Origin of the sequence: Lactococcus sp. FSL W8-0209, from assembly GCF_038006585.1 — a bacterium.
Taxonomy (GTDB): domain Bacteria; phylum Bacillota; class Bacilli; order Lactobacillales; family Streptococcaceae; genus Lactococcus; species Lactococcus lactis.
In genome coordinates, this window is the sequence record NZ_JBBOVN010000001.1 from 661037 (window position 1) to 683665 (window position 22629).

The window sequence follows — 22629 nt, forward strand, 5'->3', positions numbered from 1 at the left end:
TTTTATTTCATAGTTGGGAAAAGCAAAACGTCACGGATTGAAGTTGTGCCAGTAAAGAGCATTACTAAGCGGTCAATCCCGATACCGAGTCCACCTGTTGGTGGCATACCGTGTTCGAGTGCTTCAACATAATCGTAATCGACACCAGTTGCTTCATCATCCCCAAGTTCTTTAGCTTTAGCTTGAGCTTCAAAACGTTCCAATTGGTCAATTGGGTCATTCAATTCGCTGAAAGCATTGGCGTATTCTTTACCGTTGATGAAAAGTTCAAAACGGTCAGTAAAACGTAGGTCTTTTTCATTCATTTTAGCAAGTGGTGAAATTTCTTTTGGGTGACCAAAAACGAAAGTAGGTTGAATCAAAGTTTCTTCAACATATTTTTCAAAGAATTCGTTAATAATATGACCAACAGAAGTGAAATGTTTTTCAACATGAATATCATGTTCTTTTGCAAGAGCTGTTGCTTCTTCAAAAGTCATCTCAGGCCAGAAATCAACTCCAGCAACTTCCTTGATGGCATCAACCATGTGAACACGTTTGAATTTTCCGCCAACATTAATTTCTTTACCATCGTATTCAAGAACATCTTGACCAACCACTGTTTTAGCAACATGTTGGAAGATTCCTTCTGTCAAATCCATGATATCTTCAAAATCAGCATAAGCTTCATAAGATTCCATTGTTGTGAATTCTGGATTATGAGTCATATCCATTCCTTCGTTACGGAAGACACGGCCAAGTTCATAAACTTTTTCCATTCCACCAACAATCAAACGTTTCAAGTGTAATTCAGTTGCAATACGAAGCGCCATATCAATATCAAGACTGTTATGATGTGTGTAGAATGGACGAGCAGCAGCACCACCGGCTTCATTGTTAAGTACTGGAGTTTCAACTTCAAGATATCCACGACCATCCATATAACGACGGATTTCACTGATAATTTTAGAACGAGTGACAAAACGATTGAAGCTTTCTTTATTTGAAATCAAATCCAAATAACGTTTACGATAACGTGTTTCAGTGTCAGTCAAACCATGGAATTTTTCAGGCAAAGGACGAAGCGCTTTTGAGAGGAAAGTCAATTTTTTTGCTTTAATTGACAATTCACCCATGTCAGTTTTCATGATTTCGCCTTCAACACCAAGGAAATCTCCGAGGTCAGCTTTTTTGAAAATTTCATAATTTTCTTCGCCGACTTCATCTTTACGAACATAAAGTTGAATTTGGCCTTCGCGGTCTTGAAGATGGGCGAAACCGACTTTACCTTTACCACGTTTAGTCATCAAACGACCAGCGACAATTCCTGAAAGTGCAAGTTCATGCAATTCTTCTTTCGTCTTTTCGTCATAAGCTTCGTGTAGTTCTTGTGAGTTGTGCGTACGTGTAAATTTATGTCCAAATGGGTCAATTCCCGCTTCGCGCAGGTTTTCCATTTTTTCACGGCGGACTTTCATTTGGTCATTAAGTTCTTCGATTTCAGCCAAAATAGTACTCCTTGTAATTTTTTATTCTCTCTATTTTAACATATTTTCAAAAAATTAACAGAAATTTTTTTGTCAGTAAACGCTTTAAGCATAGGCTTGAGAAGATTTTTTTACTGTCAGTAAAAAATGCTGATAAAATGACTGACAGAAATTTAGAAAATGATGAATGACCTTAAAGAATTTCTGTCAGTAAATTTTTTAAAACTCACTTAAATTTTTGATTTTTTTAATCACAGTTTTGAGCAATTTGTCTTGTTCAGACAAAAAAGAAAGACCATAAAAAATGCGTTGATAACGTTCGCCAAGACCTTGAAAAGCAATATTTTCATTAATAAATCGTTTTGAAATCAATGACAGGCCAATGCCAGCCTTAAGTTGACTGACAATCATATCATTGTTATTGACGCTGACCAAATTCTTTGGATTAAGATTATTTTCTTTAAGATAATTATGTGTATAATGAGCCACACCAGACCCTGCTTCGCGAATAAAAAAGATGTCACTTTCTGGATTGCCAGCAAGAACGAGTTCATCTTTAAAAAGTGGGAAAGTTTCGATGGTTTCATCCATCATCGGTTTTTCAATAATTCCAAAATGAATTTCATGATTACGAATTAAATCAAAAACCTCTTGAGAATCAAGCATCATTAATTCAATGTTAAGTTGTTCAAGTTCAGGAATTAAATTTTTAAAAATCAAAGGTAAAACAGTAGTTGCTGAACTATGGGAAGCAGCAATTTTAAAAGGTTTACGACTAGGTGTCTGATTTTTTAGGGAAAATTGTAATTCATTCCAATCATTGAGCGTTTTTAAAGCCTTAGGATAAAGAAGGTGGGCACTTTCTGTGGGAATTACTTCTTGGTGTTGCCCTCTTGAAAAAAGGTGAACTTTTAGTTCTTCCTCCAATTTTTTAATTCTAACAGTTGCGGTTGGCTGTGAAATAAAACATTGATTAGCAGCTCTGGTAAAGCTTTTGGTTTCAAACACAGCAATAAAAGTTTCGAGTAAAGCGAACATAAATCTTCCTTTAATTAATAAAAGTAATTTTAAAAATGATAATAATTTATTTTACAAAATAAAGGAGATTGTGTAAACTAATTGATGCTAGACAATTAAAAAAGGAAAAAGTAGAAAAATGTTAAAATTAAAAAATTATATTAAAAATGATAGACAGGGCATAATGAGTATTTTGCCAGGATTTCTGCTCTCATTTGCCATTGCTATAGTAAGTTATTTACTCAATCGTTTCATCTTCCATAGTTTAGGTTCAGCAACCATTGCAATATTATTAGGAATTATTTTAGGTAATTTGTACTTCAAACAAGTCACTTTGTTTGCAGGAACAGCTTGGTCAGAAAAAAAACTTCTGGAATTTTCAGTGATGTTTTTAGGGGCCACAGTCACTTTCCAAACCATTGGTAAGTTAGGATTCTCCGGAGTAGGATTTATACTAATACAAATGATTTCAACAATTATTTTTGTTTTGTTTATGGGTAAAAAACTAGGATTTTCTGCTAATGTTTCTGCCCTAATGGCTTCTGGGAATGCAGTTTGTGGTTCATCAGCAATTGCCGCAGTTGAACCAGTTATTGGAGCTGAAACCAGTGAGAAAAGAACATCGATTGCGATGGTCAATCTTATGGGAACTATTTTAATGCTAAGTCTTCCATTTTTAGGAACTTGGATATTCGGTAATAATGATTTATTAAGGGGGGCACTGATTGGTGGAACAGAACAATCTGTTGGTCAAGTCGTTGCTTCAGCAACAATGGTAAATCCAAACACAACAACCTTAGCCACTCTATTTAAAATTATGCGAATTATCATGCTCGTTTTTGTTGTTTTATATTTTGGTTTCAGAAGTAAAAAACAAAAAAGAAATGAACAAGGACCTACTCAAATAAAAATTAAAAGAAATTCTTTTTTACCCTGGTATGTTCTTGGTTTCTTAGTGCTTTGTACTTTAGATACATTGATTCATTTTGTGCCGGAAGTTTCAGCTACCGCAAAATTTCTATCCGGTTGGTGTGAAACCATTGCCTTAGCTGCTATTGGTTTACGACTAAATTTGGTTGAATTTATAAAAGCAGGAAAAAAATTACTGATTTATGGTTTATCTACTTTAGTCTTTCAAGTAGTTCTTGCACTTATTTTAATAAGCCTTTTAATCAAATAATTAGAATTAAAACGATAATAAAGTCACTAAACCAGAGATTTAGTGACTTTTTTGTGCTAATTATTATCAGTTAAATTTTTGAACCTAGTAAAAAATTATTAATCAATCGGACTCATTAATGTTAAACCAGATTAATCCCCAAAGTGAAGCAATGACTAAAAAGAGTAGAGCAAGCATTTTATTTTCCTTTATGTTTGTAAGGTTTGGATAGATTACTTAATAGATTCTATTACCTCTTTAAGTTGACTGACAGATTTTTCAAATTGTTTCTTTTCATAAGCATCAATATTTAGTTCAATGATTTCTCTAACACCATTTTGATTTACAATAGATGGAACACCGGTAAAGACACCTTCTTGACCATATTCACCACGTAAATAGGCAGAAACTGGTAGAATTGCTTGTTCATTATTTAAGATGGCTTTGACAATTCTAGCTGTACTCATTCCAATGCCGTAATAAGTAGCCTGTTTTTTATCAATAATCTCATAGGCAGCATTTTTTACCTTATTTGACAAATTAGACAAATCTTCAACCCCTATTTTTTTATTTTTAACAATAAATTCAAGAATAGGTTTTCCACCTACCGTCGTGTGTGACCAAACTGCAACTTCAGAATCGCCATGTTCGCCAATAATATATCCATGAACGCTCCGTGGATCAATTTCTAGCTTTGTGGCCAACTCTTTTCTAAAACGAGTAGTATCCAAAGTTGTACCAGTTCCGACAATTCGAGATTGATCAAGACCAGAAGTTTCCCAAGCGACATAGGTAAGAATATCCACAGGATTTGAAGCAATTACAAAAATACCATCAAAACCTGAGTCCATAACCTGAGTCACGATTGAGCGCATAATTTTAGCATTTGTATTGACCAAATCTAAACGTGATTGACCTGGTTTTTGATTCACACCAGCCGTAACGACCACAATATCAGCATTTTTACAATCCTTGTAATCTCCAGCTCTCACAATAACATTTTCTTGCCCCCAAGAAACGCCATCTAATAAATCTAAGGCTTCACCCTCAGCTTTATCCTGATTAACATCTATCAAAACCAACTCATTAACAAGTCCTTGATTAATCATTGAATAAGCAATACTTGTTCCAACAAAACCTGTTCCTATAACAACTACTTTTCTGCTTGTAATTTTCATTTTTAGCTCCTTTTCAATTTATATATATTTTTTTATAAAGCCTATCTGTTAAAAAGCCAAAGATAACTAATCATAGTACATAAAATTAAAATGATAGAAATTACAAAACTAATGATGATAAAAGCCAATTCTATCTCCTCCTTCAACCCCTTTTTCTGATGTCTTTTATAAAATCTATAATTATTTTATCTCTATTTTTATAATGTGTAAAATGAATTTATTTTATCATTATTATTAATAAAAATAATAAAAAAACAAAAGCAGTTTGCTCATGTTTTTCTATTTTTATTAATTCTAATGAATTTCGGTTTCTTTTTTTATTTTACTAATTAATTTTTGAATCATAGGGTCTTTTTCTTCATCAAAAGAAACTCCTAGAAACTCTCTATGATAATTACTCCCAAGTTCTTGATAAGGGATATCATCAGTTAAAAATGATTTAGAAATTAAAGAAGAACCTAAGCCTGCTTTGATATGGGAAATAATCATCTCATTGCTATTCATACGAACGATGTTTCTTTGAGCAGAAGGAGCGGATTTGAGATATCTTTTGATATAATATCCAATTCCTGAACCAGATTCTCTGGTAAAGAATGTTTCTGAATCCGTATTTCCAGCAAGTACTAATTCATCTAAAAATAAAGGAAATGTTTCGGTTTGATCGCTAATGAGTAATCGCTCAATGATTCCAAAATGTAAATCATGATTTGCAACTAATTCAAATACTTTTTCTGAGTCATACATATTAATTTCTACATCTAAATGTTCCAACTCGCCTTCAAATACTTTAAAGATTCTTGGCATAATACTTAGAGCAGCACTGTGTGAAACCCCAATTTTGAAAGGATGTTTTGCAAGAGATTTTTTTTGAACTTCAGCTTGGTCTTCCTCCCATTTTTTTAGATAGGCAATAGCTTTGGGATAGAATAATATGGCGGCTTCAGTCGGAATGATTTCTTGGTGTTTTCCTCTTAAAAATAATGTTGATTTTAATTCTTCTTCGAGTTTCTTAATTCTCACGGTTACAGTGGGTTGGGAAATAAATAAATATTTTCCAGCTAAGGTAAAACTTTTAGTTTCATAAACGACGATAAAGGTCTCAAATAATGAAAACATGTGATTTTCTCCTTAAAATACAAAATAACAAATTATTTTTTTTAATTTATATGATTATAATAATTTATTTTACAAATTAAATCAACTATTATATATTATTAATAGAATCAATTATTAAAGACGAATTAATAAAAAATATAGAAAGAGAAGTCTATGATGTATTCGAAATTCATATCATTTTTAAAACAAATTCCCCTCCCGATATGTGGCTTAATTTTGGGTTTAATATCCTTAGGGAATCTCCTTTACAGTAAAGGTTACCCTATTTTAGGAAATTCTTACGATATGTTAGGTTTATTCCTGATGTTTTTAATTTTGCTCAAGATAGTACTGGCAATGAAACATACAATTTCGACTTTGAATGACCCAATTGTAGCCTCTGTTTCACCAACTTTTACGATGTCTTTAATGGTACTAAGCGTATTTTTAAAACGTTTGTCCGGCTTTAGTCTTCTTGCGAATGTTACTTGGTGGACTGCTTTAATCTTGCATCTTATCTTAATGATGTATTTTATTTATCTTCATGTGCTACCAAAAGAATTAAAAATACATGATGTTTATCCAAGCTGGTTTATTACTTTTGTAGGCATTGGGGTAATATCGGCAACATCACCAGATTTCGGTCTTGAAGTGGGTAAAGTTGTGGTTTGGATAACATTACTCTTTTACTTTATTCTTCTTCCTATTGTTATGCATAGAGTTTTCATTTTACGAAAAATGCACAAATCTTTACTTCCTTTGATTACAATTATCACGGCACCGGGTTCACTTGGTTTAGTAGGATACCTCACTGTTGTAGAAGCAAAATCTAAAATATTCGTTATCTTTTTATTTATTTTATCGCAAGCTATCTATTTTATAACTTTAGGCTTGCTGACAAAACTTTTGAGAAGTGCCTTTTATCCTAGTTATGCTGCCTTTACATTTCCTCTCGTTATTTCTGCAACTGCGGTAAATTTAACAAGTAAACTCAGCGTTTTTCAGTTCCTGAATTTAGAATTATTAGCGAATATGGAAATCCTTATAGCAATTGCAATCGTTACTTATGTGCTCATCAGATACTGTATTTTTTTAGGATCAAAATTAGTTCAGATTATGTCTGAAAAATATTCTCCTGAAAGTATATAAAAATAAATCATTGATAAAAATTACCACTAGGTCAATAATCTAGTGGCTTTTTATTTTGCTTTAAAAATAGAGTATATCAAGCTCAATAGAGCCTTAAGAAATCCTTTATAAATGAGACAATAATTTTAAAAATGCCTATAAAAAAAGGGACACATTGTGTTATAATTAGAACGCTGCGTGCTTTTTTTCTTTAATTAAAGAAGATTTGACTGGTTTTTTAACTTAAATCATTCAATTTTTTGAAGTATTTAATGATTAAAAGTATGCAAAAGAATATAGGAGAATAAAAATGACTGTATTATATGATGAAATCATGGTTCGTTATGGTGAACTTTCAACCAAAGGAAAAAATCGTGGTTACTTTATCAATCGTTTGGCAAAAAATATCCGCGAAGTCCTTGCAGATATGCCTGAATTAAAAATTACAGCAGTAAGAGATAGAGCACACATTGAACTTAATGGAGCAGATTATGCTGAAGTTTCAAATCGTTTAACAAAAGTTTTTGGAATCCAAAATTTTTCACCTTCAATCAAAGTCGAAAAATCAATGCCCATTATCAAAGAAGAAGTTGTGGCACTTTTTAAGGAAATTTATAGCGAAGGGCAGACTTTTAAAATTGCTACCAGACGAGCTGACCATAACTTTGAATTAGATTCAACAGAATTAAATATTGCTTTAGGAGATGTTGTTTTTGATAATTTCTCTTACGCAAAAGTACAAATGAAAAAGCCTGATATCACATTGCGCGTTGAAATCAGACAAGATGCGACTTATCTTAGTTTTGAAGATATAAAAGGTGCTGGAGGAATGCCAGTCGGAACAGCAGGACGTGGACATCTAATGCTCTCAGGTGGAATTGATTCACCAGTTGCAGGTTATTTAGCGTTGAAACGCGGAGTTGAGATTGAGGCTGTTCACTTTGCTAGCCCTCCTTACACTTCACCAGGAGCTTTGAAGAAAGCCAAAGACTTAGCAGCTAAATTAACCGTTTTTGGAGGTTCAATTACCTTTATTGAAGTACCATTTACCGAGATTCAAGAAGAAATAAAAGCCAAGGCTCCACAAGCATATTTGATGACAATTACACGCCGTTTTATGATGCGCGTGGTTGATCGGGTTCGTGAAGAACGTGGTGGAAAAGTGATTATTAATGGAGAATCTTTGGGACAAGTTGCTAGCCAAACGCTTGGCTCAATGTCTGCCATTAATGAAGTAACTAATACTCCAGTTATTCGACCAGTAGTAACAATGGATAAAAATGAAATTATTGAAATAGCTGAAAAAATCGATACTTTTAATTTATCAATTCTACCATTTGAAGATTGTTGTACTGTCTTTGCACCACCTTCTCCAAAAACAAATCCAAAACTTGAAAATTGTATTCAATATGAAAAGAGAATGGATGTTGAGGGGATGGTTGACCGTGCGGTCAAAGGAATTATGCTTACAACAATTACTGGTGAAAACTGGGACCAAACTGAAGAAGAAGAATTTGCTGATTTCTTATAATAAAAATGCTACTTATAATATTATGAGTAGCATTTTCATTTGATTAGGAAACTACGATTAATAGTCTAAACTTGACAAAGATTGGAAACAAGGATATAATTACCAACGTTATTTATAAACTTAGAAAAAATTAATTGAGTTCATCAGTATAGCAAGACTTATTAGGAATTTTATTTAAAGAAGATAATACTCAATTTATAGGAAAGGATTTTATGTCAGACAGAATAAAGGCTTTAATTGCCTTAGGGATATTTACATTTATGTCAACATTGGATGGTTCAATTGTTAATATTGCTCTACCAACAATGTCAAAGGAGCTTCATGTCTCTACTTCTCAAATCACTTGGGTGGTGACAATCTATTTAATTGTAATTTCAGCGATTGTACTGATTTTTGGCCGTTTAGGCGATTTAATAGGTAAATCACGAATTGCCCGCATTGGTTGGGGAATTTTTATTTTAGGCTCGGCACTTGCTGGGTTAAATTTTGGTTGGGGCTTAGGTTTTCTTCTTTTTGCACGGGTGATTCAGGCTATTGGGGCGTCAATGTTTATGGCAACCGGTTTTGGAATTATTTCAGAAATTTTCCCACCTGAAAGTCGAGCAAGAGCACTTTCCATTTCAGCGATGTTTGTATCGGTTGGCTCAATCGCTGGACCTGCCCTTGGAGGACTGATTTTACAGGTCGCTTCATGGAATTATATCTTTTGGATAAATGTCCCTATCGGAATTTTAGCATGGATTTTTGGAAATCATGCTTTGCCAAAAGAAAAAACCAGTGGAAAATGGTCGGATATTGATTTTAAAGGTGGAACATTAATGACTTCTGTTATTGTTTTGCTTTTCTTAGCTCTTAATTTTGGGCAAGCTTTGGGTTGGACCAAACCCTTAATTATTATTGGTGCATTGCTTGGCTTTATTCTCTTTGGAATATTTATTTTAACAGAGAAAAAGGTCGCTCAGCCTTTGCTTGATTTAGGAATTTTTAAATCAAAATTATTTTCAATGAGTATTATTATGGCTCTCTTTAATTTTACAGTAGCGATGTTCTCAAGTATTTTGTTACCATTCTACTTACAAGATTTTAGAAATTATGGGCCAGGCTTGGCAGGGATGATTATGATGGCTTATCCTGTTGCTATGCTGATTGCTAGCCCATTAGCAGGTTCGGCAGCAGATAAAATGGATAAAGAAATTGTTACTTTTGTAGGAATTTCAGGGATTGTTTTGTCACAGCTCGGCTATTTACTGATAAATCCGCATTCTGCTCCATGGCTAGTTGTTGTTATTCTTTTGATTCAAGGAATGTCTATGGGGATTTTCCAAAGCCCAAACAATGCTTTGATTATGGAAACTGTTGACCGTAAGTATTTAGGAATTGCTGGGTCAGTTAATTCTCTTGCCCGTAATATGGCCTTTGTTTTAGGGACGTCTTTAGCAACATTGATTTTATTCACAGCGATGTCTAATCAGTTGGGTTATAAGGTAACAACTTATTTGCACAATCAACCAGATGTCTTTTTACACGGTTTCCACGTGGCCTTCTATTTTTCAACATTTCTTGTTTTAGTGACTTGGGTTCTTGGCTTATTCCGTTTGTTGGGACGTAAAAAGTAAAATAAAAACAATCTAAATGATTGTTTTTTTTGCTGACAGAATTTCTGTCAGTGAAATGTTTACATGTGTAAATTTTCACGTACTAAATATATTGATAATTTAGAAAAGTTTGCTATAATATTTTTTATAACACAAAAATAATTTCTATAAAGGAACAAAATATGTCTAAACTTCTTGTTGTAAAAGGTCACCCACTTACTGCTGATTATTCACTTTCACTCAAAGGTCTTGATGCTTTCGTCAAAGCCTATAAAGCTGCTCATCCAGAAGATGAAATTGAAGAACTAGATGTTTTCAGTGCTGATATTCCAACTTTGAATACTGAATTGGTCAGTGCAATGTTCGCAGGTGAGAATGCTGAACTTACAGCTTCACAAAAAGATAAATTGGCTCGTTTTGCTGGTTTTACAGAACAATTTTTGTCAGCTGATAAAGTAGTCATTGCTAATCCAATGTATAACTTGATGATTCCTGCTGAACTTAAATCTTGGGTTGATACAGTCAATGTTGCTGGTAAAACATTCAAATATACAGCCGAAGGTCCTGTTGGTTTAGCAAATGGCAAAAAAGTCTTGCACTTACAAGCTAATGGTGGAGTTTATGGAGCACAAGATCCAGCAACAATTTACATGTCAGCAATCTTCAATTTTATCGGTAGCGATTTTAGACAAATTGCCGTTGAAGGACATGCTTATGATCCAGAAAAAACAGAAGAACTTCTTGCTGAATTCATTAATAAAGTAGAGTTAGAAGCTCAAACATTCTAAAGAAAAGTCTGTCATTGAACAGACTTTTTATTGAATTTACTGACAGAAAATAGGAGAGTCATATTTTTTCTGTCAGTAAATTGAAAGGATAAAAAATGGTAAAACATCTTTTTAATTCACATATTGATTGGGTAGGGGGAAGAAATTCCATCGGTGACTTACAGGCTGAGGCACTGAATGAAAAAATTTCAATTCCTAAAACTATGGATGGTCCAGGAGTCGGAACAAATCCTGATGAAATGCTACTCGGAGCAGCCAGTACCTGTTATTCGATTACATTAGCTGCCATGCTTGAGCGAAATGATATTCTCCTGGAACATCTGAAAGTAGATGCTAAAGGAGTAGTTGATGTGACAAAAGGAACCTTTACTTATGAAAAAATAACTTATCATGTCGCTATGAAATTGACAAAAGAGTCAGATGAAGTTAAAGCAATTAAACTTGCCAAACGGGCAGAAAGTTCTTGCATGATTTCAAGAGCGATTCAAGGAAATATTGAGTTAGAAACGATTATTAGAATTGAAAAATAAAAAGTTACTGACAGGTCTGTCAGTAACTTTTTATTTTAATTTTTATTTTTCCGACGTTCTAAGAAGTCAAAAAGTAATGTATGATGATTACTTGCAAGTGAATAATCTTCAAGAATATTAACATTAAGACGCATATCTTTGGCTTCTCGTGCAGTAATTGCTCCAGAAAGTTCATGTTCAAAAATGACTTTACGTTCCAAATAATAGGCCCGCATCATTTCGGTAATGTTGTTAGGCTGAGCCTTATTCATCATCCGTGAAATATGACCACCAGTTGCGACGATTTCAGATGTTCTTAAACGTTCTGATTGCAAGAAATTCAATAGTTGCTCATCAAAGACACCATTTAAATTATCAAGAGCTTGCAAGATAAGTTCGGTATTATTGAAATAAAGTTCAGTAATTTCATCTCGTGTTGTTTCCATTGCCGCCTTTGTTTTCTTGAAATAAAAGTCAACATGTAAGACACGAGAGGTAAGTAAATGAAAAGCACGCAAGGCAATAACATAAACAAATTGGATACTGGAAACCAGTGAATGGACAATACTTGTTTCTAATGAGCGAATATATCGTTGATAAGTTCGGTAAGTATACATTGAAATTTTATTTTCACGCAAGGCAACTTCAAGACCTTCAGATTCAATTCGGATAATCAAAAGTTGCAAATCATTGTAATCAATCGCCATATCTGTTGACTCTTGTTCAATAATTAATTGTTGAATTCGTTCCTGATAAGCATCAATAGCGATATCATAACCCTGAGGGTTTTTAGCCGATTTCATATCCTGATGTAATTCATCAACTACCTCAGATAAAATCGCAATTTTAGAGATATTATTAACTTTAGAAACTTTTTTAACCGCAAAGAAAGGAAGAATGAACATTCCAACTAAGAAACTTAAGCCAGTTACCGCAGCGGCTAGAAAGACGAGAACGGGTTGAACATCTACAGTTCGTGGAACCAAAAGAATCGTTGCGATACTTACTGTTCCTTTAGAACCAGCAAAAGTGAGGAGAAATACATCATTCCAATAAGCAGAAAACGGTTGTTTTTGTTTAAGGGAGCGAAGCCAATAATAAAAAGCAATGACAATAAATCTGAGTGCAAATAATCCAGCAGTCAAGGCAAGAGCAAGAACAATTAAAAGTGCTGATGAATAAACAGGATCAACTAAAAGTGGAACTACAAGTTGATAAAGTTCAATTCCTAAGAAAAGAAAGACAAAGGAATTTAAAATAAATGTTAAAGTATCCCAAATTGTACTCTTGAGTTTTTCAACTTGAGCATCAAATAAAGTAGTTCTCTTAAGACCGTTTGCTGACATGACTCCAGCAACAACTGCAGCAATGATTCCAGAAACATGTAATTCTTCGGAAATGAGAAAGGCAGCAAGAGGAACAACAAGCTCTAAAAGAAGATAACCAGAAACATCCCGTGCGTCAACATCTTCCAGAAGTCTTAAGACAAGTCCTTTGATGTAAATTAAAGTAAAACCAATAGCAGCTCCACCAAGTGCTGAAATAACTAATTTCATTGTTGCATCTGGGAAAGAGAAATAACCAGTAACTAAAGCAACTAAAGCAATCTGAAAAGAAATAATTCCGGAAGCATCATTGAGCAAACCTTCACCTTGCAAAACACTCATAACCCGACGAGGGAAAGAGAAATTCTTTGATAAAGCTCCAACAGCTACAGCATCAGTAGGAGCGAGACTTGCTCCTAAGGCAAAGCAAGCAGCTAAAGGTAATCCCATGTAAATCCAATTCGAAATCAAACCCAATCCAAGGGTCGTAATGAAGACAAGAGGGAAAATTAAAACTAAAATAATTTTACTATGTTTTAAAATGTGTTTGACATCAGCTTCTTCGCTTTCTCTAAAAAGAAGAGGAGCAATAATAAATCCTAAGAAAAATTCAGGTGCGACATGTAAAACCTCGTCAGCACCAAAAAAGCCCAAAATAAGTCCTAAAACCACTTGAATAAGAGGGAGGGCAAGTTTTGGGAAAACTTTGTTAAGGACATTTGAAAAAACTAATACCAAAAGGAAAACAATGACATAAAAAATAATATGGAGCATAGAGTCCTTTCTGTGTAATTGACTAATGAGCGCTAAAAAGTACAAAGTAGAGCTATCAAAGCTAGCTCTACCGTACCTAATCTACATAATTTATTTCAAACGATTAATTGCTTTTTTCTTCAAAGCAATTTTTTCATTGATTTTTGAGCAGTCTTTTTTACCTAAAAGCGCTTTACAACGTTTGAGTTCCAAATCAGTGAGTTGACGTTTTACACGTTCTTTACGAGCAGCATCAAACTCACCATTTTTAATTAATTCAAGTTTTTGTTCAAGAATTAATTTTTTATTTTTAACTGCATCAATATAATATTTAAGCTCAGAAATATCATCGGCACTTGCATTTTTAGCCAACAAATCCCCTAATTTTTCATCAAGGGTAACGAGCTTATCAGTAAGTAGTTCAAGTTTAGCGTTGAGCTTTTCTTCTTTTTCTTCATCCGAAAGGGCCATGAAAGCTTCAAATTTCTTACTATCATCAAGTTTTTCAGATTCTTCAGGACGTTTATTGATGTACATCTCACGCAATTTATTTAACTTATCTTCAAATTTTTTATCTATCATTTTGATCACCTAAAAACATATTCAGTACAGTTATTATAACATATTGTGGCCTAAAAGAAAGAGCAATGCTCAAATTTTTTAATAAAAAAATCTGTCCCATTTAGAACAGAATTTTTGTTTTATTAATAAGTCAAAACGAAGTTTTTCTTTTTCCCACGACGAATGACAGTTAAACGATTTTCAATTTTATCTGAATCTGTAATAACATAATCAAGGGCTTGAACACGTTCACCATTGATATAAATCGCACCATTTGTAATATCTTCACGAGCTTGTCTTTTTGAAGGAGCTATTCCAGCAGAGATTAAAAGTTCAACTAAAGTTAAATCTTCATCATCAGTAACTTGATGTTGTGGAGCTGCTTTAAGACCAGTTAAGATTGATTTAGCATCTAACTGACGCAAATCTCCACCGCCAAATAAGATTTCTGATGTTTTAACTGCTTGTTCATAAGCTGCTTTTCCGTGAACTAAGCTGACAACTTCGCGAGCCAAAACTTTTTGGGCCAAACGCTCATGACGAGCTGCTTCAAATTGTTCTTCAATTTCAGCAATCTCTTCTAATGAAAGGAAGGTGAAAATTTTCAACATTTTTACAGCATCTGCATCATCAACATTAAGCCAAAATTGGTACATTTCATAAGGAGATGTTTTATCAGCATCAAGCCAAATTGCATTTCCTTCTGATTTACCGAATTTTTTACCAGTTGAATCTGTAATTAATGGAATAGTAATAACATGACCTTGCTTGTTCGCTTTACGACGTAAAAGCTCTGTTCCAGCAGTCATATTTCCCCATTGATCAGAACCACCAAGTTGTAAAGTAACATTGTGCAATTGGTTCAATTCGTAGAAATCATAACCTTGCATAATTTGGTAAGCAAATTCTGTATAAGAAATTCCACTTTCCATCCGTGATTTTACAGAGTCTTTAGAAATCATGTAGTTAACGGTGAAATGTTTACCCACATCTCTGAGGAAATCAATAAAAGTCAGATTTTCAAACCAGTTGTAGTTATTGGTCATTTCTGCCTTATTTTCACCATTTTCAAAATCCAGGAAACGCTCAAGCTGACTACGGATTTTTCCAGACCATTTTGTTACAGTGTCTTTTGTTTGAAGTGAACGTTCTGAATCTTTGAAAGAAGGATCACCAATCAAACCAGTTGCACCACCAACAAGCGCATAAGGTTTATGTCCAGCCATTTGTAGACGTTTCATTGTCAAAATTAGTACAAGATTACCTAAATGAAGGGAATCAGCGGTAGGGTCATATCCTACATAATAGGAAACCATGTCCTCCGTCAGCGCTTTAGAAAGCGCAGCTTCGTCCGTTGTTTGGAAAACCAAACCACGTGCTTTAAGTTCGTCAAAAATGTTCATAAAAAAATCCTTTCTATAATGATTGAGCTGTCCACTTTGGATAAAAAGTAAAAAAATTAACAGCACTGTTTTACATTATAACAAATTAATAAAAAAAATTCTGAAAGTGGCGAAAAATTATTTTAAATTTGATATAATAAAGGCATGAAAAAATCCTCAATTGACTCGCAAGAAGAAGCACGTGCGCGTTTAAAAGAAAAAATGGAAAATAAGCGGCGGAAACAAAGTAATTCTCTGTCCAAAAATCCTAAAGATAATGATGAAAAATCGGGTTGGTCAATCACTTTTAAGGTGGTCCGCGGACTAATTGTAATTTTTGGAATAATTTTTGCTTTAGTGGGTGTCTTTGGTGCGGCGACAGGTGTAGGCTATTTTGCTCGATTGGTTGAGCAAACGAAGACACCAAATAAAACGGAAATGCTTGCAAAAATTAATGATATTCATGGCGTTTCTGTCATTAATTATAGTAATGGTCAAGCAATTTCGGATATCTCTAGTGATTTGGTGCGTGTTACTGTCAAAAGTGACGAGATTTCTCCTAATGTTAAAAATGCTTTAATTGCAACAGAAGATGATAGCTTTAAAACGAATAAGGGCGTGGTTCCTAAGGCAGTTGTTCGTGGAATTCTTGGTTCAGTAGGTGGTGGCACAAGTTCTGGTGGTTCAACCCTTACCCAACAGTTAATTAAACAACAAGTTTTAGGAGATAGTGTTACCTTCCAACGTAAAGCTAGTGAAATTGTCTATGCTCTTAAACTTAATAGCTACTTGAGTAAAGACCAAATTTTGACTGATTATTTAAATGTCTCACCTTTTGGGCGAAATAATAAAGGACAAAATATTGCAGGGATTCAAGAAGCTGCTCTTGGTATATTTGGAAAATCTGCTAAGGATTTAACAATACCTGAGGCTGCTTTTATTGCTGGGTTGCCACAAAGCCCTATCGTCTATTCTCCTTATGCGGCTGATGGTTCTCTAAAGTCAAAAGAAAACATGAGTTATGGTCTTGAACGTCAAAAAGAAGTCTTGTTTTATCTTTATCGTGGGGGCTATATTTCAGAAGCTGATTACAAGAAATACAAAGCTTATGATATTTCAACAGAATTTTTACAACCAGGAGTAGCTCAATCACAAGAACATGGTTATTTATATAATGTTGTTTATAATGAAGCAATTACTGATATCTATAATTATTTGATTAAGCGAGATAAAGTTTCGGCAACTGATTTAGGAAATGATAGTACTAAACAACGTTATCGAGAATTAGCTGAACAGTCATTGCAAAACGGTGGTTATACAGTAACTACAACTATCAATCAACAAGTATATGATGCAATGCAAAATGCCGTAACTAATTACAGTGGTTTGATGCAAGACGGTACGGGTCTTATTCAAACTGGTAATGTCTTAATGGATAATAAAACAGGGGCTGTTTATGGCTTTATTGGTGGATTAGACTTCTCACAAAGCCAAGTAAACCATGCCTTTGATACTAAACGTTCACCTGGTTCTTCAATCAAACCAATACTAGCTTATGGACCGGCAATTGACATGGGCTTAATGGGTTCTGCAAGTGTTCTATCTAACTATCCCGCAAAATATTCGAGTGGGCAAGACATCGAACACGTCGGCAATAAGGGAACGGAGATGATGCCATTTTCAGAAGCCTTGAATGTTTCTTATAATATTCCTGCTTATTGGACCTACCAAACGATTTTGAATAAAGGAAAATCTGTTGAACCTTACATGACGAAGATGGGATATGATGTTGCAGATTATTCTGTAGAGTCACTTCCTCTTGGAGGAGGAATTGATCCAACGGTGGTTCAACATACGAATGGTTATCAAACTTTAGCCAATGGTGGAAAATATGAACCATGGTATATTGTTGATAGTATCAAAGATGATACAGGAAATGTAATTTATCAACATCAAACTACTGGGGGGACTCAAGTATATTCTGAAGCAACATCTACCATTATGGAATATATGCTTCAAGATGCTATCAAATCTCAAAAAACAAGTAAGTTTTATGGTGAGCTACAAAGCCTTAATTCTTCTCTTGCAACTAATGTTCAATGGGCTGGTAAAACAGGAACAACTGATAATTATACAGACGTTTGGATGATGCTTTCGACACCTTCAGTGACACTTGGTAGTTGGGCTGGTCACGATGACAATTCTGCAATGTCTCAGAATTCAGGTTTTATTAATAACGCAAAATTTACAGCTAATTTGGTGAATGCAATTAATGCTGCCGATCCAAATATTTTCGGACCTGGTCAAAAATTTACTGACCCTAATAGTGATCCAAATGTGACTAAGAGTAAAGTATTAGTTTCTACGGGTGAAAAACCAGGAAAAGTTAATGTTAAATTATCAAATGGTAAGACACAAGAGGTTAATCTCGGTGGAGACACTACGACAAGCTTTTGGGCTACAAAGTCTGGTGCCCCTACAACCACATATGATTTTTCTATTGGTGGTTCGGCAAGTGATATAGCTGCTGGTTGGAAAAAGATATTGCCTAATTATAACTTTGGTCAATAAAATACAAAAAATCACTAGGATAGGTTTCCTAGTGATTTTTTCTTTTGTTTTTTAAATTTAATAGTTTTTAATTTCAGCTATTTTTTCAGTACTAAGTGATGTTACGATATTTCTCAAGAAAGTTTTTGCTTGATTGAAATCATCAATATTGAAAATTGTTTGATGACTGTGAATATAACGAGCAACAACACCAATCGTTGTTGAAGGGACTCCATTATTAGCTAAGTGGGCAGCACCTGCATCAGTTCCACCTTTAGCCATATAAACTTGGGTTTTAACTTTAGCCTTATCAGCAGTTTCAAGCAAGAAATTTTTCATTCCAGGGAGCATAATATGACCTGGGTCAAAGAAACGAAGCGTTGTTCCTTCTCCAAGACGACCGTTGTCATCACCAAACGTATCGCTAGCAGGTGAACAATCAACAGCAAAGAACAAATCAGGCTTGAACATAGTTGTAGAAACTTTGGCTCCACGAAGGCCAACTTCTTCTTGAACATTGGCTCCGATAATCAATGTAGCAGGTAATTCTTTGTCAGCTAAAAATTCAAGAAGTTCAAGAATCATTAAACAACCATAACGATTGTCCCAAGCTTTAGAAATAATATTTTTACCATTAGCAGAGAGAATTGTTTCAGTTTCTGGAATGATTACATCACCTTGAGCGATTCCAAATTCTGCAGCTTCTGCAGCATTTTCAAAAGCTCCATCAAAGACAATATCAGAAATGGCAGGAATTTGAGGAGTAACACCAGTTCCACGAAGAAGATGTGGAGGAAGCCCACCAGTTACGACAGGAATTTTTTTACCTGTACGTGTGAATAATGTAAAACGTTGTCCAGAGACAACTAAAGGATTCCAACCCCCAAGTGGAACGACCCGGAATGTTCCGTCAGCTTTGATTGAGCTGACCATAAAGCCAACTTCATCCATGTGGGCTGCAATCATAATACGTGGGGCATTTGCTACTTTTGAAGTTTTAGTGACAAATATACCACCAAGACCATCAAATTCTGGTTGATAACCAAGAGCAATCATGCGTGTTTTTAAATAGTCACGAACAGGTCCCTCAAAACCAGAAGTCGCTTGAATTTCTGTCAGTGCTTTTACTTTGTCGAATAGTTCCATTTTTCTCCTCCGGAATACTGAAAAATTTACTGACAGATTTGTCAGCAAAAATTTTGATGATTTACACTATAATTATACCAAGAAATATGTTAAAATTTCCATATGAAAAAAATACTAAAGTTTGGTTTGGGAATTATTGCGGGTGCAACAGTTGCTCACGTTGCTTATCATGGCTATAAAACTATGGAAGAAGAAGTGATTCATGAACTTACTGACAGAGCTCGGCAACATTTTTCAACAAGAAAAATAGACGCTTTTTGGATTTTTGAGGAGCCAACTACGGGTGCTCTTTTTGAGGGAGGACTTGTCAGTGAAAATAAGGCAATCACTTTTGAAATCAATGCTAAAACTTTAGAAGTCTTTGAAAAAAATGAAGAAATTCTGTAAGAAAGCTTAGTATTCATTTAGAAATAAAAGGAGAATGTAGAATGATTATTCCAGAAAATATCGAAAATTTAGCCGAACTTGTAAAAGGACCGGAAAAGACAGTCTTCTTTTTCACGGCTGGTTGGTGCGGAGATTGTAATTTTATTAAGCCAAAAATGCCAGAAATTGAAGTAGAAAATCCAGACTTTAAATTTGTTGAAGTAGACCGTGATGAATATATGGATCTTGCGATTGAATGGGGAATTATGGGAATTCCAAGTTTTGTCGTGATTGAGGATGGCAAAGAAAAAGCTCGTCTAGTAAATAAATTACGTAAAACAAAAGAAGAAGTCAATACTTTCTTAGCGAGTGCGAAATAGTATCATCGCAGGATAAGTGTTGATATATTAAGGATTATATTCTATAATAAACAAAGTTAAGAAATTAAAAGGGAAAAATAAGAAAATGATTGCAACATACAACACAAATGTCGGTGACGTTTTAATGCTTATCACTGCAAATGATAAGGGAGAAAAAGTAAACTTCGAACGTAAGGGAAAAGTAGCTCGTGTTTTTATTGAAGAAACTGGAGCGACGGTTGCTTGGAATATTTTTGAAGCGAAATCTCTATTGGCTAATTTGTCAGGAAATGGTCAAGTCGTCTTATCATCTGATGATATTGAAACGTTGAACAAAGAGCTTGGTAAATCAGGATTTAGCGATGTTCTTGTTCACGATGCACAACCCAAATTTGTTGTCGCTGAAATTGTTGAAATGGAAGATCATCCAGATTCAGACCATTTACATATCTGTAAAGTTAATGTTGGTTTTGCCGATCCAGTACAAATTGTTTGTGGTGCTCCAAACGCAGCTCTTGGCTTAAAAACAGTTGCTGCTTTACCTGGTGCTATGATGCCTAACGGCTCATTGATTTTCCCAGGAGCCCTTCGTGGTGTTCAATCTTACGGAATGCTTTGTTCAGCTCGTGAACTTGAATTACCAAATGCTCCTGAGGTTCGTGGAATCATTGAATTATCATCAGATTTATCCGCTGGTAAAGCTTTTGATTCAGAAACAATGTGGCAAGCATAATAATAAAACTGTCAAAATAGTTTATTTTGGCAGTTTTTTTATCTAAAAAAAATAAAATAAATTTTTCACAAAGTTCACAAGCGCTTACAAAAGAAAATAGAAGGACTTATGCTAAACTGAATAATGTAAAAAGAATTTTACATTTAAAGGAGAATTATTAGCATGAAAATCGTAGTTATCGGTACGAACCACGCAGGCATTGCTACAGCAAATACATTAATTGATCAATATCCAGGCCATGAGATTGTTATGATTGACCGTAACAGTAATATGAGTTACTTGGGGTGTGGGACAGCTATTTGGGTCGGAAGACAAATTGAAAAACCAGATGAGCTGTTTTATGCCAAAGCAGAAGATTTTGAAAAAAAGGGAGTAAAGATATTAACAGAAACAGAAGTTTCAGAAATTGACTTTACTAATAAAATGATTTATGCCAAGTCAAAAACTGGAGAAAAGATTACAGAAAGTTATGATATACTCGTTCTGGCAACAGGTTCACGTCCAATTATTCCTAACTTGCCAGGAAAAGATCTTAAAGGCATTCATTTTTTAAAACTTTTTCAAGAAGGGCAAGCCATTGACGAAGAGTTTGCTAAGAATGATGTGAAACGGATTGCTGTGATTGGTGCTGGTTATATTGGGACAGAAATTGCTGAAGCTGCCAAACGTCGTGGAAAAGAAGTTCTACTTTTTGATGCAGAAAGTACTTCACTTGCTTCATATTATGATGAAGAGTTTGCTAAAGGAATGGATGAAAATCTTGCCCAACATGGAATTGAACTCCATTTTGGGGAATTGGCTCAAGAGTTTAAGGCAAATGAAAAAGGTCATGTATCACAGATTGTAACTAATAAATCAACTTATGATGTTGACCTCGTTATTAATTGTATTGGATTTACAGCCAATAGTGCATTGGCTGGTGAACATTTAGAAACCTTTAAAAATGGAGCAATCAAAGTGGATAAACATCAACAAAGTAGTGACCCAGATGTTTATGCTGTAGGAGATGTTGCCACAATCTATTCTAATGCTTTACAAGACTTCACCTACATTGCCCTTGCCTCAAACGCTGTTCGCTCAGGGATTGTTGCTGGTCATAATATTGGAGGAAAATCAATAGAGTCTGTTGGTGTACAAGGTTCTAATGGAATCTCTATTTTTGGTTACAATATGACTTCTACGGGCTTGTCGGTTAAAGCTGCGAAAAAAATCGGCCTAGAAGTTTCATTTAGTGATTTTGAAGATAAGCAAAAAGCATGGTTCCTTCATGAAAATAATGATAGTGTGAAAATTCGTATCGTTTATGAAACAAAAAGTCGCAGAATTATTGGTGCTCAACTTGCTAGCAAGAGTGAAATAATTGCAGGAAATATTAATATGTTTAGTTTAGCTATTCAAGAAAAGAAAACGATTGATGAATTAGCCTTACTTGATTTATTCTTCTTACCACACTTCAATAGTCCATATAATTACATGACTGTTGCAGCTTTAAATGCAAAATAAACCATAAAAATCTATCAATTGATAGATTTTTTATTTTTTTTGTGACAAATGTCCTAACTTTACGTATAAAAAGTTAGGAGGATTTTATTATGAATAAAACCATGTTAATTGGACGCTTAACCAGTGCGCCAGAAATTTCAAAAACAACAAATGATAAATCATATGTCCGTGTGACCTTAGCAGTTAATCGCCGTTTCAAAAATGAAAAAGGAGAACGAGAGGCAGATTTTATTTCAATTATTATTTGGGGAAAATCTGCAGAAACTTTAGTTTCTTACGCAAAAAAAGGAAGTCTTATTTCAATTGAAGGAGAAATTAGAACTAGAAATTATACGGATAAGCAAAATCAAAAACATTATGTCACAGAAATCTTAGGACTGAGTTATGATTTACTTGAAAGTAGGGCAACAATCGCTTTACGAGAAAGCGCTATAAAGACTGAAGAAACCTTACTTGATGCGGAAGAACTCCCTTTCTAATTTATT

The 22629-nt window shown here is 34.3% G+C and carries 20 protein-coding genes; 12 read left to right on the forward strand and 8 right to left on the reverse strand.

The window, feature by feature from the left end; translation table 11 throughout:
- Positions 1-2: 2 nt before the first annotated feature.
- The gene (gene lysS, locus MKX45_RS03360; protein WP_340816805.1) at positions 3-1487 is read right to left on the reverse strand and encodes a lysine--tRNA ligase; all 1485 of its coding nucleotides are present in this window, start codon (positions 1485-1487) and stop codon (positions 3-5) included.
- Positions 1488-1685: 198 nt separating this feature from the next.
- Positions 1686-2504, reverse strand: coding sequence for a LysR family transcriptional regulator (locus MKX45_RS03365; protein ID WP_021722006.1), 819 nt, complete (start codon positions 2502-2504; stop codon positions 1686-1688).
- Between the two features lie 163 nt (positions 2505-2667).
- Here MKX45_RS03365 and MKX45_RS03370 point away from each other — a divergent pair, with 163 nt between their 5' ends.
- On the forward strand, positions 2668-3663 hold the full coding sequence (locus tag MKX45_RS03370) for a YeiH family protein (RefSeq protein ID WP_080756646.1): 996 nt from the start codon (positions 2668-2670) through the stop codon (positions 3661-3663).
- 212 nt (positions 3664-3875) lie between these two features.
- Here the strand turns inward: MKX45_RS03370 and MKX45_RS03375 are convergent, their stop codons facing one another.
- Both MKX45_RS03375 and MKX45_RS03380 read right to left on the reverse strand, forming a co-directional pair.
- Positions 3876-4820, reverse strand: a complete 945-nt coding sequence (locus tag MKX45_RS03375; RefSeq protein WP_003131609.1) for an L-lactate dehydrogenase — start codon at positions 4818-4820, stop codon at positions 3876-3878.
- A 294-nt stretch (positions 4821-5114) separates the two neighbouring features.
- The gene (locus MKX45_RS03380) at positions 5115-5936 is read right to left on the reverse strand and encodes a LysR family transcriptional regulator (protein WP_012897215.1); all 822 of its coding nucleotides are present in this window, start codon (positions 5934-5936) and stop codon (positions 5115-5117) included.
- A gap of 153 nt (positions 5937-6089) precedes the next feature.
- On the opposite strand from MKX45_RS03380, the gene MKX45_RS03385 reads away from it, so the two are divergent.
- From MKX45_RS03385 to MKX45_RS03405, 5 genes are all read left to right on the forward strand, one after another.
- Complete coding sequence (locus MKX45_RS03385) at positions 6090-7064, forward strand: TDT family transporter (RefSeq protein WP_003131606.1); 975 nt, start codon at positions 6090-6092, stop codon at positions 7062-7064.
- A 289-nt stretch (positions 7065-7353) separates the two neighbouring features.
- Entirely contained in the window at positions 7354-8574 is a 1221-nt protein-coding gene (gene thiI, locus MKX45_RS03390) for a tRNA uracil 4-sulfurtransferase ThiI (protein ID WP_012897217.1), read from the forward strand.
- 212 nt (positions 8575-8786) lie between these two features.
- Positions 8787-10190 (forward strand): MFS transporter, encoded by a 1404-nt coding sequence (locus MKX45_RS03395; protein WP_340816806.1) that lies wholly within the window; start codon positions 8787-8789, stop codon positions 10188-10190.
- A gap of 161 nt (positions 10191-10351) precedes the next feature.
- Positions 10352-10957 carry an FMN-dependent NADH-azoreductase gene (locus MKX45_RS03400; protein ID WP_015425833.1) on the forward strand — a complete coding sequence of 202 codons (606 nt, stop codon included), beginning with the start codon at positions 10352-10354 and terminating at the stop codon, positions 10955-10957.
- A 95-nt stretch (positions 10958-11052) separates the two neighbouring features.
- The gene (locus MKX45_RS03405; RefSeq protein WP_340816807.1) at positions 11053-11487 is read left to right on the forward strand and encodes an OsmC family protein; all 435 of its coding nucleotides are present in this window, start codon (positions 11053-11055) and stop codon (positions 11485-11487) included.
- 35 nt (positions 11488-11522) lie between these two features.
- On the opposite strand, the gene MKX45_RS03410 is transcribed toward MKX45_RS03405, so the two are convergent.
- From MKX45_RS03410 to tyrS, 3 genes are all read right to left on the reverse strand, one after another.
- A complete protein-coding gene (locus MKX45_RS03410) occupies positions 11523-13565 on the reverse strand; it encodes a cation:proton antiporter (protein WP_003131601.1) in 2043 nt (680 codons plus the stop codon).
- A gap of 90 nt (positions 13566-13655) precedes the next feature.
- Complete coding sequence (locus tag MKX45_RS03415; RefSeq protein WP_010905310.1) at positions 13656-14126, reverse strand: hypothetical protein; 471 nt, start codon at positions 14124-14126, stop codon at positions 13656-13658.
- Between the two features lie 122 nt (positions 14127-14248).
- Positions 14249-15508 carry a tyrosine--tRNA ligase gene (gene tyrS, locus MKX45_RS03420; RefSeq protein ID WP_003131599.1) on the reverse strand — a complete coding sequence of 420 codons (1260 nt, stop codon included), beginning with the start codon at positions 15506-15508 and terminating at the stop codon, positions 14249-14251.
- A 144-nt stretch (positions 15509-15652) separates the two neighbouring features.
- On the opposite strand from tyrS, the gene MKX45_RS03425 reads away from it, so the two are divergent.
- Complete coding sequence (locus MKX45_RS03425) at positions 15653-18058, forward strand: transglycosylase domain-containing protein (protein ID WP_039114603.1); 2406 nt, start codon at positions 15653-15655, stop codon at positions 18056-18058.
- Between the two features lie 57 nt (positions 18059-18115).
- Here the strand turns inward: MKX45_RS03425 and pepA are convergent, their stop codons facing one another.
- Entirely contained in the window at positions 18116-19183 is a 1068-nt protein-coding gene (gene pepA, locus MKX45_RS03430) for a glutamyl aminopeptidase (RefSeq protein WP_340816808.1), read from the reverse strand.
- 102 nt (positions 19184-19285) lie between these two features.
- Between pepA and MKX45_RS03435 the strand changes: the two genes are divergently transcribed.
- The 5 genes from MKX45_RS03435 (at position 19286) to MKX45_RS03455 (ending at position 22623) form a co-directional block, all read left to right on the forward strand.
- A complete protein-coding gene (locus MKX45_RS03435; protein ID WP_012897223.1) occupies positions 19286-19570 on the forward strand; it encodes a hypothetical protein in 285 nt (94 codons plus the stop codon).
- Between the two features lie 41 nt (positions 19571-19611).
- The gene (locus tag MKX45_RS03440; RefSeq protein WP_003131595.1) at positions 19612-19929 is read left to right on the forward strand and encodes a thioredoxin family protein; all 318 of its coding nucleotides are present in this window, start codon (positions 19612-19614) and stop codon (positions 19927-19929) included.
- An 85-nt stretch (positions 19930-20014) separates the two neighbouring features.
- Complete coding sequence (gene ytpR / locus MKX45_RS03445; RefSeq protein ID WP_003131594.1) at positions 20015-20641, forward strand: YtpR family tRNA-binding protein; 627 nt, start codon at positions 20015-20017, stop codon at positions 20639-20641.
- Between the two features lie 162 nt (positions 20642-20803).
- Positions 20804-22144 (forward strand): H2O-forming NADH oxidase, encoded by a 1341-nt coding sequence (gene nox / locus MKX45_RS03450; RefSeq protein ID WP_039114608.1) that lies wholly within the window; start codon positions 20804-20806, stop codon positions 22142-22144.
- Positions 22145-22233: 89 nt separating this feature from the next.
- A complete protein-coding gene (locus MKX45_RS03455; protein ID WP_010905314.1) occupies positions 22234-22623 on the forward strand; it encodes a single-stranded DNA-binding protein in 390 nt (129 codons plus the stop codon).
- Positions 22624-22629 lie beyond the last annotated feature (6 nt).

Bases quoted from the DNA above. Each gene is read 5' to 3' on its own strand.
- MKX45_RS03455 (WP_010905314.1), top strand. From the start codon at position 22,234: ATGAATAAAACCATGTTAATTGGACGCTTAACCAGTGCGCCAGAAATT.
- MKX45_RS03405 (WP_340816807.1), top strand. From the start codon at position 11,053: ATGGTAAAACATCTTTTTAATTCACATATTGATTGGGTAGGGGGAAGA.
- MKX45_RS03375 (WP_003131609.1), bottom strand. From the start codon at position 4,820: ATGAAAATTACAAGCAGAAAAGTAGTTGTTATAGGAACAGGTTTTGTT.
- ytpR (WP_003131594.1), top strand. From the start codon at position 20,015: ATGATTGCAACATACAACACAAATGTCGGTGACGTTTTAATGCTTATC.
- MKX45_RS03380 (WP_012897215.1), bottom strand. From the start codon at position 5,936: ATGTTTTCATTATTTGAGACCTTTATCGTCGTTTATGAAACTAAAAGT.
- MKX45_RS03415 (WP_010905310.1), bottom strand. From the start codon at position 14,126: ATGATAGATAAAAAATTTGAAGATAAGTTAAATAAATTGCGTGAGATG.
- tyrS (WP_003131599.1), bottom strand. From the start codon at position 15,508: ATGAACATTTTTGACGAACTTAAAGCACGTGGTTTGGTTTTCCAAACA.
- MKX45_RS03435 (WP_012897223.1), top strand. From the start codon at position 19,286: ATGAAAAAAATACTAAAGTTTGGTTTGGGAATTATTGCGGGTGCAACA.
- MKX45_RS03440 (WP_003131595.1), top strand. From the start codon at position 19,612: ATGATTATTCCAGAAAATATCGAAAATTTAGCCGAACTTGTAAAAGGA.
- nox (WP_039114608.1), top strand. From the start codon at position 20,804: ATGAAAATCGTAGTTATCGGTACGAACCACGCAGGCATTGCTACAGCA.
- thiI (WP_012897217.1), top strand. From the start codon at position 7,354: ATGACTGTATTATATGATGAAATCATGGTTCGTTATGGTGAACTTTCA.
- pepA (WP_340816808.1), bottom strand. From the start codon at position 19,183: ATGGAACTATTCGACAAAGTAAAAGCACTGACAGAAATTCAAGCGACT.
- MKX45_RS03370 (WP_080756646.1), top strand. From the start codon at position 2,668: ATGAGTATTTTGCCAGGATTTCTGCTCTCATTTGCCATTGCTATAGTA.
- MKX45_RS03365 (WP_021722006.1), bottom strand. From the start codon at position 2,504: ATGTTCGCTTTACTCGAAACTTTTATTGCTGTGTTTGAAACCAAAAGC.
- MKX45_RS03410 (WP_003131601.1), bottom strand. From the start codon at position 13,565: ATGCTCCATATTATTTTTTATGTCATTGTTTTCCTTTTGGTATTAGTT.
- MKX45_RS03400 (WP_015425833.1), top strand. From the start codon at position 10,352: ATGTCTAAACTTCTTGTTGTAAAAGGTCACCCACTTACTGCTGATTAT.
- MKX45_RS03385 (WP_003131606.1), top strand. From the start codon at position 6,090: ATGATGTATTCGAAATTCATATCATTTTTAAAACAAATTCCCCTCCCG.
- MKX45_RS03395 (WP_340816806.1), top strand. From the start codon at position 8,787: ATGTCAGACAGAATAAAGGCTTTAATTGCCTTAGGGATATTTACATTT.
- MKX45_RS03425 (WP_039114603.1), top strand. From the start codon at position 15,653: ATGAAAAAATCCTCAATTGACTCGCAAGAAGAAGCACGTGCGCGTTTA.